Origin of the sequence: Streptomyces sp. NPDC017979 (assembly GCF_044328175.1) — a bacterium.
Lineage (GTDB): Bacteria > Actinomycetota > Actinomycetes > Streptomycetales > Streptomycetaceae > Streptomyces.
In genome coordinates, this window is record NZ_JBIRGU010000001.1 from 223345 (window position 1) to 238872 (window position 15528).

At 73.4% G+C, this 15528-nt stretch carries 11 protein-coding genes; 3 read left to right on the forward strand and 8 right to left on the reverse strand.

Going from position 1 to position 15528, the window contains the following annotated elements:
• The first annotated feature begins 14 nt into the window (after window positions 1–14).
• The gene (locus ACH4E8_RS00990) at window positions 15–209 is read left to right on the forward strand and encodes a DUF6191 domain-containing protein (protein ID WP_398443059.1); all 195 of its coding nucleotides are present in this window, start codon (window positions 15–17) and stop codon (window positions 207–209) included.
• Window positions 210–298: 89 nt separating this feature from the next.
• On the opposite strand, the gene ACH4E8_RS00995 is transcribed toward ACH4E8_RS00990, so the two are convergent.
• From ACH4E8_RS00995 to ACH4E8_RS01005, 3 genes are all read right to left on the reverse strand, one after another.
• Entirely contained in the window at window positions 299–3367 is a 3069-nt protein-coding gene (locus ACH4E8_RS00995) for an AAA family ATPase (RefSeq protein ID WP_398444670.1), read from the reverse strand.
• 107 nt (window positions 3368–3474) lie between these two features.
• Window positions 3475–3663, reverse strand: a complete 189-nt coding sequence (locus tag ACH4E8_RS01000; protein WP_398443061.1) for a hypothetical protein — start codon at window positions 3661–3663, stop codon at window positions 3475–3477.
• 353 nt (window positions 3664–4016) lie between these two features.
• Window positions 4017–4928: a LysR family transcriptional regulator gene (locus tag ACH4E8_RS01005; protein ID WP_398443063.1), complete on the reverse strand. Its 912-nt coding sequence runs from the start codon at window positions 4926–4928 to the stop codon at window positions 4017–4019.
• 100 nt (window positions 4929–5028) lie between these two features.
• On the opposite strand from ACH4E8_RS01005, the gene ACH4E8_RS01010 reads away from it, so the two are divergent.
• Window positions 5029–6360 (forward strand): MFS transporter, encoded by a 1332-nt coding sequence (locus ACH4E8_RS01010; RefSeq protein WP_398443065.1) that lies wholly within the window; start codon window positions 5029–5031, stop codon window positions 6358–6360.
• A gap of 16 nt (window positions 6361–6376) precedes the next feature.
• Here ACH4E8_RS01010 and ACH4E8_RS01015 read toward each other — a convergent pair whose 3' ends face one another.
• The 4 genes from ACH4E8_RS01015 to ACH4E8_RS01030 all read right to left on the reverse strand — a co-directional run bounded on the left by ACH4E8_RS01015 (window position 6377) and on the right by ACH4E8_RS01030 (window position 12529).
• Window positions 6377–7162, reverse strand: coding sequence for a GNAT family N-acetyltransferase (locus tag ACH4E8_RS01015; RefSeq protein ID WP_398443067.1), 786 nt, complete (start codon window positions 7160–7162; stop codon window positions 6377–6379).
• 64 nt (window positions 7163–7226) lie between these two features.
• Window positions 7227–7808, reverse strand: coding sequence for a GNAT family N-acetyltransferase (locus ACH4E8_RS01020; protein WP_398443070.1), 582 nt, complete (start codon window positions 7806–7808; stop codon window positions 7227–7229).
• Window positions 7809–7879: 71 nt separating this feature from the next.
• Window positions 7880–10117 carry an MMPL family transporter gene (locus ACH4E8_RS01025; RefSeq protein ID WP_398443072.1) on the reverse strand — a complete coding sequence of 746 codons (2238 nt, stop codon included), beginning with the start codon at window positions 10115–10117 and terminating at the stop codon, window positions 7880–7882.
• A gap of 183 nt (window positions 10118–10300) precedes the next feature.
• A complete protein-coding gene (locus ACH4E8_RS01030) occupies window positions 10301–12529 on the reverse strand; it encodes a phosphocholine-specific phospholipase C (protein WP_398443074.1) in 2229 nt (742 codons plus the stop codon).
• Window positions 12530–13009: 480 nt separating this feature from the next.
• Between ACH4E8_RS01030 and ACH4E8_RS01035 the strand changes: the two genes are divergently transcribed.
• Entirely contained in the window at window positions 13010–13909 is a 900-nt protein-coding gene (locus ACH4E8_RS01035) for a hypothetical protein (RefSeq protein ID WP_398443076.1), read from the forward strand.
• A 98-nt stretch (window positions 13910–14007) separates the two neighbouring features.
• Here the strand turns inward: ACH4E8_RS01035 and gatB are convergent, their stop codons facing one another.
• The gene (gene gatB, locus ACH4E8_RS01040; protein WP_398443078.1) at window positions 14008–15519 is read right to left on the reverse strand and encodes an Asp-tRNA(Asn)/Glu-tRNA(Gln) amidotransferase subunit GatB; all 1512 of its coding nucleotides are present in this window, start codon (window positions 15517–15519) and stop codon (window positions 14008–14010) included.
• Window positions 15520–15528 lie beyond the last annotated feature (9 nt).

The window sequence follows — 15528 nt, forward strand, 5'->3', positions numbered from 1 at the left end:
GGAGTGCCCCACCGATGTTCAACGTCTTCGAGCAGATCTTCGCACCGGGCCGGAAGCACACGGACGAAGAGCACAACCGGCTCGCCCTGACCCGGGAGGACGTGGGGGACGCGGATCCCGCGCGCGGCCCGATCGACCTCACGTCCGGCAAGGTCGTCGTCCGCCGCTGCGGCGAGGACGCCCCGCCGGCTGCCACCGAGAGGGACTGATCCGGCACGGCATCCTGCTCCTACGGGGGAGGCGGGGGCCGACCGGGCGGAGCGGCCGGCCTTCGGGCGGGTTTCCACGGCCGGTGGCGTCAGACGCCGGTCTCCTCCAGGGGGAAGAGCCGGAGCCGGTGCGCCACCGCCGCGGCCTCGCCCCGGCCCGAGACGTTCAGCTTGGCCAGGATGTTGGACACATGGACGCTCGCGGTCTTCGGGGATATGTACAGCGCCTCGGCGATCTGGCGGTTGCTGCGGCCCGCGGCCACCAGCCGTAGGACGTCCCCCTCGCGCGGGGTGAGCCCGAAGGCGGAGCCCGGGGAGGGGTCGACTCCGGCGCAGGCGCCGGCTCCGTCGGGCGTCGCGGGCGACTGCGGCTCCAGCGGGATGCGGGCGCGCTGGGCGAGCAGCGCGTTGTCCTGGACGAGCGGCCGGGCACCGAGGCGTACGGCGGTGTCCTGGGCCCCCCGCAGCAGCTCCGCGGCCCGCGCGCGGTCCGTCGACAGCAGGGACTCCGCCCAGCGGTGCCGCACCAGCGCCAGCCCGTAGGGGTGGGCCACCCGCTCGAACGCCTCGCCGGCCTCGGCCCAGTCCTCCGGTCGGTCCTCGCCCCGGGCCCGGCGCAGCTCGACGCGCACCCAACGCTCGTACGCCACCCACATGGGGACGGCGGCGGGCAGGGTGCGGACCAGTGCGGCGATCCGGTCCAGGGCTTCGGCGCGGCCCTCTTCGGCGGCGGGCAGCCCCCGTGCGTCGCCCTCCAAGGTCGCGGCGACGCGCAGCAGCGGCCAGGCGTACCGCTGCGTGCCGGGCGGGAAGCCGTCGGCGGTCACCCGGGCGAACTCGGCGCGGGCGTCCGCCACCCGACCCTCCGCCGCGGCGATTGCGACCTCGATCATGTCGAGGCTGACGGTGCTCTGCGGGGTGGGGTCCTTCGTGCCGAAGTGCTCGCGGGCCTCGCGCAGCCGTCGGGCGGCCGACGCGGTGTCGCCGCGGCCCAGGTCCAGCAGGGCGAGCCCGGTGGCGGCCCAGGCGCGCGGCTTGGGGCTCTGGGCGACGGTCAGGGACCGCTCCGCCACCTCCTTGACGTCGTCCCAGCGGCCGAGGGCGAAGTACGAGTCGGCCAGATTGCCGAGGACCCACGCCTCGGTGCCGACCAGTTCGTGGCTGGCGGCGACCTCCAGCCCCGTCAGCAGGACGTCGACGGACTCCTGGGAGCGGCCGACGCCCTCCAGGGCGTGCGGCAGGTTCACATGGCTGTTGGAGATCAGGGTGGGGATGTTGAGCGCCAGGGAGCGGTCCTTGACGGCGTACATCTCGGCGAGTCCCTCGTCGACGTGGCCCGCGTCCACGAGGAGGCCGCCCAGGGAGAGCCGGGCGGCGAGTTCGGTGTTCTCGTCGCCGACCATCCGGGCGTACTCCACGGCCCGTTCGGCGATGGCGAGGCTCTCGGGGCCGGGGGTGTGGATGCGGTACCAGGCGGCGGCCTCGGCGAGGACCTGGGCGTGCACCGGCGACGGCGGCAGGCCGCGCACCGCTTCCTTGGCCTCGGCGAGTTCGGCCCAGCCGTCGCCGCGGCCGAGCACGGAGACCAGCCGGGAGCGCTGGACGGCGAACCATGCCGCGCTGAGCGGGTCCTGCTCGGCGGAGGCCAGCCGCTGGCCGCGCTTGGCGATCTGGAGGGCGCGCTCCCGCTCCCGGCTGAGGCGACCGGCGGTGGTGGCCTCCGCCATCAGGTCGAGGAAGCGCAAGGGGGTCTCGGGGTCGCAGCCGTGCGGGGGATACGCCTCCGCGTAGTCCAGGGGGCGCAGCTCCGCGCGGACGTCGGCGGGCGCGCCGTCCCACAGCTCCATGGCCCGCTCCAGCAGCCGCAGTTGCTCCGAGTAGGCGCGGCGACGGCGGGCTTCGACGGAGGCGCCGAGCACGGCCGGCAGCGCCTTCGCCGGGTCGTGCGCGTGGTACCAGTAGCTGGCGAGCCGCATGGCCCGCTCGTCGTTCCGCACCAGCGCGGGGTCGGCCTCCAGCGCCTGGGCGTACCTGCGGTTGAGCCGGGAGCGCTCGGGGGGCAGCAGGTCGTCGCTGACGGCCTCGCGGGCCAGCGAGTGGCGGAAGCGGTAGCCGTCGCCGTCGGCGGAGGGCTGGAGGATGTTCGCCTCGACGCCGGCGCGCAGGGCTTCGATGAGGTCGTCCTCGGCGAGGCCGGTGACGGCGAGCAGGAGGCCGTACTCCACGGTGGAGCCGCCTTCGGCGAGGACGCGGGCGGCCCGCTGGGCGGACTCGGGCAGCGCTTCGACCCGTACGAGCAGGATGTCGCGCAGCGAGTCGGGCAGGCCGCAGGGGTCGTCGGCGACGATGCTGCGGGCCAGCTCCTCCACGAAGAAGGCGTTGCCGTCGGAGCGGTCGAAGATGTTGTCGACCAGGTCGGGGGCGGGCTCGGCGGCGAGGATGCCGACGAGTTGGCGTTGCACCTCGCCGCGGGTGAACCGGGCCAGCTCGATGCGCTGGACGGTGCGGGTGCGGTCCAGTTCGGCGAGGAAGGGGCGCAGCGGATGGCGGCGGTGGACGTCGTCGGAGCGGTACGTGGCGATGAAGACGAGCCGGCCGCGGCGCAGGGTGCGAGTGAGGTAGGTGATCAGATGGCGGGTGGAGGCGTCGGCCCAGTGCAGGTCCTCCAGCACGAGGACGACGGTCCGCTCGGCGGCGACGCGCTCCAGCAGGCGGGCGGTCAGCTCGAAGAGGCGGGCCAGCTCGCCGTCGTCGTCGCCGCTGCGCCCGCCCCTCGGGTACTCCCCCAGCTCGGGCAGGAGCCGGGCCAACTCCTGCTCGTGGCCGGCGGCCGCGGCCGCCATCTCGTCGGGCATCAGCCGGCGCAGGGCGCGCAGGGCGGTCGAGAAGGGGGCGAAGGGCAGTCCGTCGGCGCCGATCTCGACGCAGCCGCCGACGGCGACGACGGCGTCACGCCGTCGGGCCTCCGCCCACAGCTCCTCGATCAGCCGGGTCTTGCCGACGCCGGCCTCGCCGCCGACGAGGAGCGCCTGCGGCTCCCCGCAGCTCTCGGGGCCGTCGCCGGCGGCGCGGGTGAGCGCGTCGGTGAGCGCCGACAGCTCGCCCGCGCGCCCGACGAACACCGGACTGACGGATCTTGTCTCCACGCTGCCGAGCATCGCACAGGCGTCTGACAGCGGAGCGCCCCCGACGGTCTTCGTCGGGGGCGGGCCTTCGGTGGCGCCGGGCTCCCACGGGTGCGCGGGGGCCGCGACGCCGGCCGCGTTCACGCGGCGGGGGCGTAGCGCTGCGCGGGACTCACCCCGCCCTCCTCCGGTTCGGCGCCGGGTTGTTCGACGCGGCGGTCGAGGCGTGCCCGGCGCGCCAGTCGGTACGCCTCGGCCCGGCGGACGAGTTCCTCGTGGTGCGCCCGGGCGGCCTCCCGGTGGTGGGCGTGGGTCGTGAAGGCGAACATGTCCCGCTCCTCGGGTCGGTGGTGGGTCGGCTTTCCGCCGTGCCACCACTCTCGGTTCCCAGTCGGGTCCGGCGCATCGGAAGGGTGCCGCATCCTCGCGCGGACGGGGTCCTTAGGCCCGGGCGGCGGTCGGGGCGGGGCGTCCCAAGCGGCCTGAGGAGGGCCACCGGGTGCCTTAGAAGCCCCGCGCCGTTGCCCTAGGCCGCTGCCTTGGCAGGCGCGGTGGCGCCGTGATGCGTGTGCGGTCATGGCGTATGCGGCCGCCCTGTGGCTGGTGGAGACCGACGCACCGCAGGGAATCGGCGGCTACGTCCAGGGGTGCAGGAACATGAGCGGGACCTCGCGGGCGCGGCCTACGCGGTGCCTCGGGGGCGGGTGAACTGTTCGCGTAGGTGGCCGGCGAGCGCGGTGAGTTGGCGGTTCGTGCGGTCGGTGCGCCAGACCAGGCCGAGTTGGGACGGCTCGTCGAGCCCGTCGACCGTGAGGTAGCGGACGTCGCTGCGGGTGGTGCGTTCGCTCAGCGGGCGGCAGATGAGCATGCCGTGTTCGCCGGTGGCGACGCGCGCCAGGCCCTCGTGGACGGTGGCGATGCCGGTGCTGGAGCCGATGGGGGTGCCGGCGGGGGTGGCGTGCGGCACCTGGGCCGTCATCCAGTAGTCGGGGGCGTCCCCGACGGGCCGCAGCAGGTCGAGTCCCCCGAGGTCCTCCACGTCGACGCGGCCCTCCGCGGCCAGCGGGTGGGAGTCGGCGACGGCCAGCAGCCGGTCCTGCGGCGGGAAGCGGAATCCGGTGGTCAGGGCGGGCTCGTGGACGGGCAGTTCGACCACGACGGCGTCCAGCCGGCCGCCGAGCACGGCGGTGAAGGGCGAGCCCCAGGGGATCTCGCTCAGCTCCATCGTCACGTCCTCATCGGCGCGCAGCCGCCGGAACGCCTCGGTGACCTCTTCGTACACGCTGCCGTGGAAGCCGATCCGCAACCGGCACAAGGTGCCCCTGCGCGCCCGCTCCCGGGCGCCGGTGAGCGCGGTGTCCAGCGCGTCGTAGGCCGGGCGCACCTCGTCGACGAACTGGGCGCCGAACCGGCTGAGCGCCACCCGGCGGCTGGTGCGGTCGACCAGCCGGACCCCGACCCGGCGTTCGAGGGAGCCGATCAGTTGGCTCACCCGGCTCTGGGAGACGCCCAGGCGGGCGGCGGTACGGCCGAAGTGCAGCTCTTCGGACAGGGCGAAGAGGCACTCCAGCTCCTGCACGTGGACCTGGTTCATCCGCGGTCTCCCAGCGCTGCGCCGATTGATTACTCCAGCTCATCGAACCCTGAGAAGTTCGGCGTTGTTCCCGCTCGGGGGCGCTGCTTGGTTGGAACGCATGGAATCCCCCGCACCACTCCCCGACACCAACACCGGCTCTGGTCCGGCGCGCACCACACCGTGGCAATGGGCGGCGGTCGCCGTGCTCTCGCTCAGCACGTTCGTCGTCGTCACCTCGGAGATGCTGCCGATCGGCGTGCTGACGCCGATGGCCGACGACCTGGAGATCAGCCGGGGTGCGGCCGGAGCGAGCCTGACCGTCACCGGCCTGGTGACCGCCGTGACCGCCCCCTTCGTGTCGCGGCTGCTGGGCTCGCTCGATCGACGCGTGGCGCTCGCCGCGGCGATGGTGGTGCTGGCCGTGGGCAACGCCCTGACCGCGGTGGCGGACGACTTCGGCCTGCTCATGGCCGCCCGGGTGATCCTCGGCATCGGGATGGGAGTCGTGTGGGGCCTCTCGTCCGCGATCGCGCCCCGGCTCGTATCACCGCGCAATGCCGCGCTGGCCGTGTCCGTCTCGGTCAGCGGAGTCGCGGCGGCGTCGGTCGTCGGCGTGCCGCTGGGCACGCTGGTCAGCAGCTCCTTCGGGTGGCGGACGGTCTTCGGCGCGCTCGCGGGCTGCGCGGTGGCGCTCGCCGCCGGCCTGCTGTTCGCGCTGCCCCGACTGCCTCGCCCGGCGGCGCCGACCGCCACCGCTGACGGCGCGGACGCGGCGTCCCCGCTGCGCGTCCGCCCGGTGCGGGTCGGGCTGGCCCTGTTCCTGGTCCTGGTCACCGCGCACTTCGCGGCGTACACCTACGTACGGCCCGTCCTTGAGGAGCGCACCGGGCTGACGCCGAGCACCATCGCCGTCGTCCTGCTCGTGTACGGGTTCTTCGGGCTGTTCGGCAACTTCACGGCCGGCGCCCTGGCGGCCCGCCGCGCCCGCGGCACCGTGCTCGTCCTGACGGCCGGCATCGGCGCGTCGATCGTCCTGCTCGCGCTCGTCAGCCGGTGGGCAGGACCCACCGGCATCGCCGTGGCGCTGTGGGGCCTGACGTACGGCGGGCTCTCGGTGGCCGGTCAGATCTGGATGGCGCGGTCGGCGCCCGACCGCGTCGAGCAGGTGACCGGGATCTACGTGGGCGTCTTCACCGCGGCCATCGCCCTCGGCGCCTTCCTCGGCGGCGTCGTGGTGGAGGCGTCGGGAGTCACGGCGCTGCTGTGGAGCGCTGCGGTTCTCGCGGCCGCGGCGCTCGCCGTGGGACTGCTCGGCGGCGGCCGGACGCCGTCGACCACCCCGCCCGTGCCGGCCGCGGCTGCGAACGTCCGGGCCACGACGACCGTCCCGAACGGCCAGGAGTCCGCGGCGGTGCGGGAGCCCTGCGCCGGTGCTGCGCCTCGGGAGTGAGCCCGGGCCGGGGTGATCAGCCGGCGGACGCGGTCCCCGCGGGCGTCCACACGTACGGCGTGGTGGTGCTGAGCACCCGGAACCCGAGCCGTTCCAGGATCGGCCGGCTCTGGTCGCTGGCGTCCACCTGGAGGTGACGGTAGCCGCGCGCCGCGGCGATCTCGGCGCGGTGGGCGACCAGCGCCCGGTAGATGCCCCGGCCGCGCCACTCGGGGTGCGTGCCGCCGCCCCACAGGCTGGCGAACCCGGTGCCGGGGTGCAGGTCCATCCGGGCCGAGCACACCGGCACGTCGCCGGCCATCGCCACGGCCATCACCGTGGTGTCGCTGCCGAGCTGCCGCAGGAGCTGTTGCTCCATCTCGGCGTGGTCCCGCCCGAACGCCAGCTCGTTGACCCGGGTCATCAGCCGTACGCCCGCCGCGTCGGTGACGTCGTCGATCCGCACGCCCTCCGGTAGGGGCGCTTCCGTGGGCAGTTCGGCGATCTCGGCGACCATCAGGGCCTCCTCGGGCTCGGGCACGAAGCCCGCCGCGAGCAGCCGGTCCCCGAGGTCGGCGGGCCGGTCGTGGGAGTACAGCTTCCACTCGAAGTCCCGCCCGGCCGCCGCGAAGTACGCCGTCTCGGCGGCGATCGCGGCGTCCGCGGTGGCGTCGTCGAGGTCGGACCACAGGACGCCGTTCCAGTCGGGCGCGGTCGCCCGTACGACGTCGCCGACCCGCTCGAAGCGGGTGTCGGGGTCGTCGGCGACGAGGTCGCGGCGCAGGTGCACGTCGAACAGGGCGAGCAGTTCTGTCTGGTCCATCCGCCCATTGGAGCAGCCGGGAACCGGGGCGACCAGCGGGTTTTTCCCAGCGCCCCGGCCGTCGTCAGCCGGCGGCCTCCGCGGCGGCGCGCAGCTCGTGCCACTCGGGCGCCAGCACCGACCAGACCTCCATGTCGTGCCGTACGCCGCGGTGCTCGTACGACTCCCGCAGGACCCCGTCCCGGCGCATCCCCAGCCGCTGGGCGACGTTCACGCTGGCGGTGTTCCCCGATGCGACGACCCACTCGACCCGGTGCACCCCGCGCACCTGCACCGCCCAGTCGACGAGGACCGTGACGGACTGGGTGACCAGCCCGCGGCCGACCGCGGCGGGCTCCAGCCAGCAGCCCACCTCGCAGCTCCCGCCGACGGCGTCGAGGGAGACGAAGAGGACCCCGCCGACCAGGGTGCCGTCCAGCCAGATGCCGTAGATCCTGGCGCCGTCGGCGGCCTGCCGGTCGGCGTACGACTGGAGCAGGGCGCGGGCGGACGGGAGGTCCGCGGCCCGGTCGGCGAAGGAGATGAACCGTCCGACGAAGTCCCGGCCGCGGTCCATGTGGGCGAGGAACTCGGCCGCGCGCCACGGCTCCAGGGGCCGCAGTTCCGCCGTCTCGCCGTCCCGCGCCTTCAGGGGTATCGCAAACATCGCCGCCGCCGTTCTCGTCTTCGTTCTTCGTGTACGTTCTCGTACTCGCCCGTGCCGTGGTGCGCGCCCGGTCAGCGCCGCCCGACCGTGCTCCGCTCGTGGTGCTGCTCCGGGATCTTCGCATGTGCCCGGCACTCGGGCCGTTCGATGCTGATCCGCGGCAGCCGCCGGTCCAGCCAGCGCGGCAGCCACCAGTTCGCCCCGCCGAGCATGTGCATGAGGGCCGGGACGAGCAGCGTGCGGAGCACGAAGGCGTCGAGGGCGACGGCCGCGGCGAGCGCGATGCCGAACATGGCGATCACCCGGTCGCCGCTGAGGACGAAGGCCAGGAAGACCGAGATCATGATGACGGCCGCCGAGTTGATCACACGGCTGGTCTCGGCGAGGCCCACCCGCACCGCCCGCCGGTTGTCCCCGGTCTCCAACCACTCCTCGTACATCCGACTGACGAGGAAGACCTGGTAGTCCATGGAGAGTCCGAAGAGCACGGAGACCATGATGACCGGCAGGAACGGTTCGATCGGGCCCGCCCTGCCCAGTCCGAGCAGCTCGCTGCCCCACCCCCACTGGAAGATGGCGACGACGACGCCGAAGGACGAGGCGACGGCGGCCACGTTCATCGCCGCCGCCTTCAGCGGGATGCCGATGGAGCGGAAGGCGAGCAACAGCAGCAGACAACCGAAGGCGATCACGGAACCCACGAAGAGCGGCAGCTTCCCCACGATCACCGCCGCGAAGTCGTCGTACCCGGCCGTCACCCCGCCGACGTGGACCTTCAGCGAGGTGCCCGCGGCGGCCTTCGGCAACAGCTCGCCGCGCAGCCGGTCGACCAGTTCGCTGGTGGCCTCGGCCTGCGGCGCCGAGTCGGGGACGACCGTGAGCACCGCCGTGTCCCCGCTGCCGTTGTACGTGACCGGACCGACCGAAGCGACGCCGTCCGCGCCGCGCAGCTCCTGCGGCAGCCGGTCCATGGCCACCTGCTGGGCGGCCCCGTCGAGCCGGGCGACCAGGGTGAGCGGACCGTTCACGCCGGGGCCGAAGCCGCCGCCCGAGCCCTCGGGCTGCCCCGGGCCGCCGTGCGCCAGCAGGTCGTACGCCTTGCGGGTGGTGCTGGACGCCGGGTTGTTGCCCTGGTCGGAGCTGCCGAGGTGGAGGGAGAGCGCGGGCAGCGCGAGCACCGCCATCACCACCACGGCGACGGCCCCCAACAGCTTCGGACGGCGTTCCACGAAGGCGGACCAGCGGGCCGCGAAACCGGTCGGCACCTCCGGCTGGGGTCCCGCGTCGCGCAGCCGGCGCCGCTCGCGCCCGCTGAGCGCGCGGTCCCCGATGTACGACAGCAGCGCCGGCAGCAGCGTCACGGACGCGGCCACGGTGAGCACCACCGTGAGGCAGGCGGCGATCGCGACGCCGTTGAGGAAGCTGAGGCGCAGTATCAACATCCCGAGCAGCGCGATGCACACGGTGGCGCCGGCGAAGACGACGGCCCGGCCGGTGGTCGCCACTGCGTTCTGCGCGGCACGGGGCACGGTGAGGCCCGCGCGCAGCCCCTTGCGGTGCCGGGTGACGATGAACAGGGCGTAGTCGATCCCGACGCCGAGACCGATCAGCATGCCGAGCATGGGCGCGAAGTCGGCGACGGTCATCAGGTGGCCGAGCAGGACGATGCCGGCGTACGCCGTGCCGACGGAGACGACCGCGGTGGCTATCGGGAGCAGGCTGGCGGCGAGGGAGCCGAAGGCCAGGAAGAGGACGACGGCGGCGACGGCCACGCCCACGGCTTCGGCGAGGTGGCCCGGGGAGGACTCGGAGAGGCCGACGGTCGGGCCGCCCAGCTCGACCTGGACGCCGTCCGTCTGCGCCGCCTTCGCGGTCTTCGTCACGGCGTCGACGTGGGACGTCGGCACGGAGTCCGGCGGCTCGTCGTAGCTGACGGTGGCGTAGGCCGTGCGCCCGTCGGGGCTGATCCGGCTCGCGCCGTCGGTCGCGTACGGGCTGCTCACGGCGGCCACCGAGGGCAGTTCGGCGACGTCGTCGAGCATCGTGGACATCCGCTGCTGCACGTCGGGCGCGCGGACGGTGCCGCGCTCCACGTGCCACACGACGGTGTCGCCCTCGCCGCCCTGGCCGCGGAAGCCCTCCTCGATCAGCGCGGTGGCGCGACCGGACTCGGTGCCGGGGACTTCGTAGTCGCTGGAGTAGGCGGAGCCGATCGCGCCCGCCGCGGTGACGACGCCCGCACAGGCGAACAACCAGATGAGGACGGTGGCGAGTCGGTGCTTGACGCACCACCGGGCGATGGCTGCCAACGGACGTGCTCCCTGGTGGTTCGTGGATCTTGATCGGGAACAGCCCGAAAAGAACTCAATGAACTCTTGGCCCCTGCGCTGACACTCTCGCAGCCAATCGTGATCGTTTGTCCCTTTGGGGCTCTTTCGTGGGCTTAGTCACAGTCGGTGTGCTGCGGGCAGCAGCGGCCCGTGCGCGCCGGCTCATCCGGAGACGCTGGGCCGCCCGTTCTCGATGTGCCCCGTCAACCTGCGACGGAACGCCGGATCCCGGTCCGCGGTGACCTCCAGGTCGTACCAGCCGTGGGCGTCGGCCGCGGAGTGCACGACGGTGCGGCTGCGCCCCGGCTTCACCCTGATGGTGCGCGTCCAGTCAGCGAGGTCGGCGTCGTCCACGTACGCCAGCGGGCGGACGGTGAAGGTGACCGAGGTGGCGCCGGTGTTGCGCAGGACGAGGTGCAGATCGCGGTCGTGGTGGTCGACGGCGGTGGCCACCTCGGGTCCGCGGCGGCGCCCCGCGCTGCCGGCGAACTCCCGGCGGAAGCCGTTGGGCCCGGTGACGGTGAACCGGTAGGCGCCCCCGGCGACGCCGGCGAGCGGCACGTTCCACTGCGCCGTGCCCTGCACGTCCCGGTGCTGGGGCCCGGCGAACTCCCCCGCGTACGGATAGAGCGCGAGGTGGGCGCTCGACCGCCCGGCGTTGGTCACGGTCAACTCGAAGGCGTCGCCCGCGACCCGGCCGTGCGCGTCCGGCTGGTACGGCAGCGGACGGGCCGGCCGGCGCCCCGGCTCCTGCCGCGGCATCCGCTGCACCTGCGGCGGCTTCGGCCGCCACCGCTCGCCGAGGGGCGGCACGGCGCCCGGCGGCTCGACTTCGGGACCCGGCCGGGCGCGGCGGAAGTCGAACGCGGACGTCAGATCGCCGGCGACGGTGCGCCGCCAGGCGCCGATGTTCGGCTCCCGCACCCCGGTCCAGCGCTCCAGGAAGCGGACCACGGAGGTGTGGTCGAAGACCTCGGAGCAGACGTAACCGCCGACGGACCAGGGCGAGACGACGAGCATCGGCACCCGGACGCCGAGCCCGGTGGGCCGGCCCTGCCACCACTCCGCCGCGACCTCGGGCGGTGCGACGGGCGGCGGCACGTGGTCGAAGAAGCCGTCGTTCTCGTCGTAGGTGATCAGCAGCACGGTGCGCCGCCACACCTCGGGGTGGCGGCCGAGCGCGTCGAGCACCTGGTAGACGATCGAGGCGCTGTGGGCGGGCGAGGAGACGCTCGGGTGCTCGGAGTCGACGGCGGACGGCACCAGGTACGAGACCTCCGGCAGGGTGCCGTCCGCCACGTCCCGGGCGAACTCCTCGGCCAGCGTCCCCGTCGGCACCCTGCGCAGCCCGCGCTCGAAGAGGCTGCGCCGCTCCGCGTCGAGGCCGGCGACGCCCTCCTCCAGCAGGGCCAGCAGCCGGGCCCGCTCCGCCTCGTCGCGGGCGTCGCGCACGGCGGCGTAGAAGGACTCCATGTAGGTGTGGCCGCCGGTCCGGTCGAGGGCGGCGCGGGCGACCTCCTTGAAGGTGGTGAAGAACTCGACCTGGTTGTCGGTGAAGTTCTCCCACTCCGTGTACGTCTTCCAACTCCGCCCCGCCCGCTCCAGGCGCTCGGCGTAGGTGGTCCAGCCGTAGCCGGGGTGGGTGCCCTCGGCGTACGCGTCGTTGCCGACGGCCCGCGCGCCGCTGGCCTCGAAGCCGGTCCAGCCGCTCCACAGGTGGTTGCGGTTGGGGCTGGTGGAGCTGTGGATGGAGGAGTGGTACGCGTCGCAGACGGTGAAGGTGTCCGCCAACTCGTAGTGCAGGGGCAGGTCGCGCCGGTCGTAGTACGCCATGGTCGCGGCGGACTTCGCGGTGACCCAGCCGTTCATCCACCCGCCGCCCCACGCCGTGGCGCCGCCGCTGAAGGAGTGGTCGAGGGCGCCCACGTACTGGAGGTCCTTCTGCTGGGCAGCGGCCGCCTCGCGCACGGGGAAGGGCAGCACGGCGCCGCCGCCGGGGGCGGGCTGCTCGAAGACGGGGGCGCCGGTGGGGAGCGTCACGGCGTTGCGGTCGCTGAAGCCCCGCACCCCGCGGAGGGTGCCGAAGTAGTGGTCGAAGGAACGGTTCTCCTGCATCAGCACCACGACGTGCCGCACCTGGTCGAGACCGCCGCGGTCCGCCGGGGGCTCGGCGGCCAGCGCCGAGCGCAGGGAGGGCGGCAGGAACGACCCCGCGGTGGACGCCGCGACGGCGGAGGCGCCGACGACCCCGGAGAGGGTGAGGAGCCGACGGCGCGAGACGTCGCGTGAGCCTTCGACGCGCGAACCTTCGACGCGTGAGTCTTCGTCGAGTGGTGCTTGGTGCCGCGTGCTACCCGTGGTGTTCGGGGTGTCCGTGTGATCCGTGGACACGTGATCTCCTCCATGGTCCGGTGCCGCAGCGGCGACGCTATGCGGGGCGGATGACCCCGCGGCGTCCCGCGCAGAACGGCACGGTGAACAGGCGTGGTGGCAGGGTGCCGCTGGTTCGGATCGGGTTCGGGTTCGGGATCGAGACCGGGGATCGGGGATCGGGGATCGGGGACCGAGGTTCGGGAACGGGTATCCGGAACGGGTGCAGGGTTCGGGGTGCAGGGTTCGGGGTTCGGGGTTCGGGGTCGAGTCTGGGTTCAGATGCACGTTCGAGTCCGGGCGCTGTGCGAATGATCCATGCGAATGTCCGTACGGACCAGCCGACGGTGCCCGGCAACCGCATATGCCGCAGGTCTGACGTACCGTCAATTCACTCTGCACGCCCGCCGACCGGGCAGGACACGACCGATCGACCACCCGTCAGGGCACACCGCGATTAACCCCGGGACCGTTGTCGGTCACGACTGGCACGATGGGTTCATGGAGACGATGGGGACCAGCCAGCCGATCCTGGATCCGTACGCCGCGGCCGAGTTGGCCCGGGTGCTGCACGACTCCCCCGGCCGGTTCCTCGGCCGCGAGCCGGTCCCCGTGCACGCGTTCGCCCCCGGCGCCTCGCTGCGCGAGCGGCGCGAGTCCTTCGCCGAGGTGTACGGCACGATCCTGGCCCGCATCGGCGAGCCCACGCTCTACGGCGGCTCGGCCTACGGCCCCAACGTCCGCTGGCGCAGCGCCGAGCGGACCGTCCTGCTCCACTGCGCCGGCCACTGGGCCCTGCTCTCCGCCCACCACACGGAGTCCCTGGAGGCCGCCGAGCACCGTTCGTTCGCCTGGAGCGGCCCTTGGTCGGCGACCGAGCCGCACGAGTTCGACCTGCTGCCGTACGTCTGGCAGTTGGACCGCAGCGGTCCGGGCGAGCAGCCCGCCGAGCGCTCCCCCGGGCGGATGGCCTCCTGCCTGGAGCACTTCGAATCCGCCCTGGAGCTGATGCTGACGTCCTGGGTCGAGCAGCTCCCGGTCCAGGTCGGGTGCGACTGGGCCGGCTTCACGCTGACCAGCAGCGCCGATCGCGGCCGACGCCTCCAGGTGTCGTACGCGCTGGAGGACGGCCTGCACGTCTCCGTCGACGACCGGGACGGCGAGGACACCCCGGAGCGGTCCGCCCTGATGCGCTCCCGCGGCTGGCAGTCCCGCGACCGCGGTTGGTGGCAGGCGGAGTTCCCGGCCCCCGAGCGCCCCGACGCTTCAGAGGCGGCCCGCCTCACCCTGGCCGAACTCCGCGCCCGCGGCACCAGCGCCCCGAAGGAACTCCGCGCGCGCGACGTCAGTTGCAAGGACCGCGGCGAACTGTTCCTCCCCGGCCTGGGCATACGCCATTAAGCCGTACGGGCCGCCGATGCCCGTCGGGTCACCCGCGACGCGAAGGGCGGCCCCCACCCGATGGTGGAGGCCGCCCCTGTTGCGCATCATCCCGAGCGTCAGCCTTCGGTGACGCCCAGCTTCTCCAGGATCAGCTCCTTGACGCGCGCCGCGTCCGCCTGGCCGCGGGTGGCCTTCATGACCGCTCCCACGAGCGCACCGGCCGCCGCCACCTTGCCGCCGCGGATCTTGTCCGCGACCGCCGCGTTCTGTGCGATGGCCTCGTCCACGGCCGCCCCGAGCGCGCCCTCGTCGGACACGACCTTCAGGCCGCGCTTGTCGACGACGGCGTCCGGGTCGCCCTCGCCCGCGAGCACGCCCTCGATCACCTGGCGGGCCAGCTTGTCGTTCAGGTCGCCCGCGGCGACCAGCTCGGCGACCCGGGCCACCTGCACCGGCGTGATCGGCAGCTCGTCGAGCCCGCGACCGGACTCGTTGGCGTTGCGGGCCAGCTCGCCCATCCACCACTTGCGCGCCTGGTCGGCCGGCGCGCCCGCGTCCGTCGTGGCGACGATCAGGTCGACCGCGCCCGCGTTCAGGATCGACTGCATGTCGTGCGCGGAGACCCCCCACTCCTCACGGAGCCGGTTGCGGCGCACCCGCGGCAGCTCGGGCAGGGTGGCCCGCAGCTCCTCGACCCACGCGCGGGCGGGGGCGACCGGGACGAGGTCGGGCTCCGGGAAGTACCGGTAGTCCTCGGCCTCCTCCTTCACCCGGCCGGACGTCGTGGAGCCGTCGTCCTCGTGGAAGTGCCGGGTCTCCTGGACGATCGTCCCGCCCGACTCCAGCACCGCGGCGTGCCGCTGGATCTCGTACGTCGCCGCCCGCTCGACCGAGCGCAGCGAGTTGACGTTCTTGGTCTCGGAGCGGGTGCCGAACGTCGACGTGCCCTTGGGCATCAGCGACAGGTTCACGTCGCACCGCATCTGGCCCATCTCCATGCGCGCTTCGGAGACTCCGAGCGCCCGGATCAGCTCCCGCAGCTCCGCGACGTACGCCCGCGCGACCTCGGGCGCGCGCTCGCCCGCTCCGACGATCGGCTTGGTGACGATCTCGATGAGCGGGATGCCGGCGCGGTTGTAGTCCAGCAGGGAGTGGGACGCGCCGTGGATGCGGCCGGTGGCGCCGCCGACGTGCGTCGACTTGCCGGTGTCCTCCTCCATGTGGGCGCGCTCGATCTCCACGCGGAAGACCTCGCCGTCCTCCAACTGCACGTCGAGGTAGCCGTTGAAGGCGATCGGCTCGTCGTACTGGGAGGTCTGGAAGTTCTTCGGCATGTCCGGATAGAAGTAGTTCTTCCGGGCGAAGCGGCACCACTCGGCGATCTCGCAGTTCAGCGCGAGACCGATCTTGATCGCGGACTCGATGCCGATCGCGTTGACGACCGGCAGCGAGCCGGGCAGCCCCAGACAGGTCGGGCAGGTCTGCGCGTTGGGCTCCGCGCCCAGCTCCGTGGAGCAGCCGCAGAACATCTTGGTCTTCGTACCGAGTTCGACATGGACCTCAAGGCCCATGACGGGGTCGTACTCGGCGAGCGCCGCCTCGTACGACACCAGTTCAGTGACGGTCACAGTAGAAAC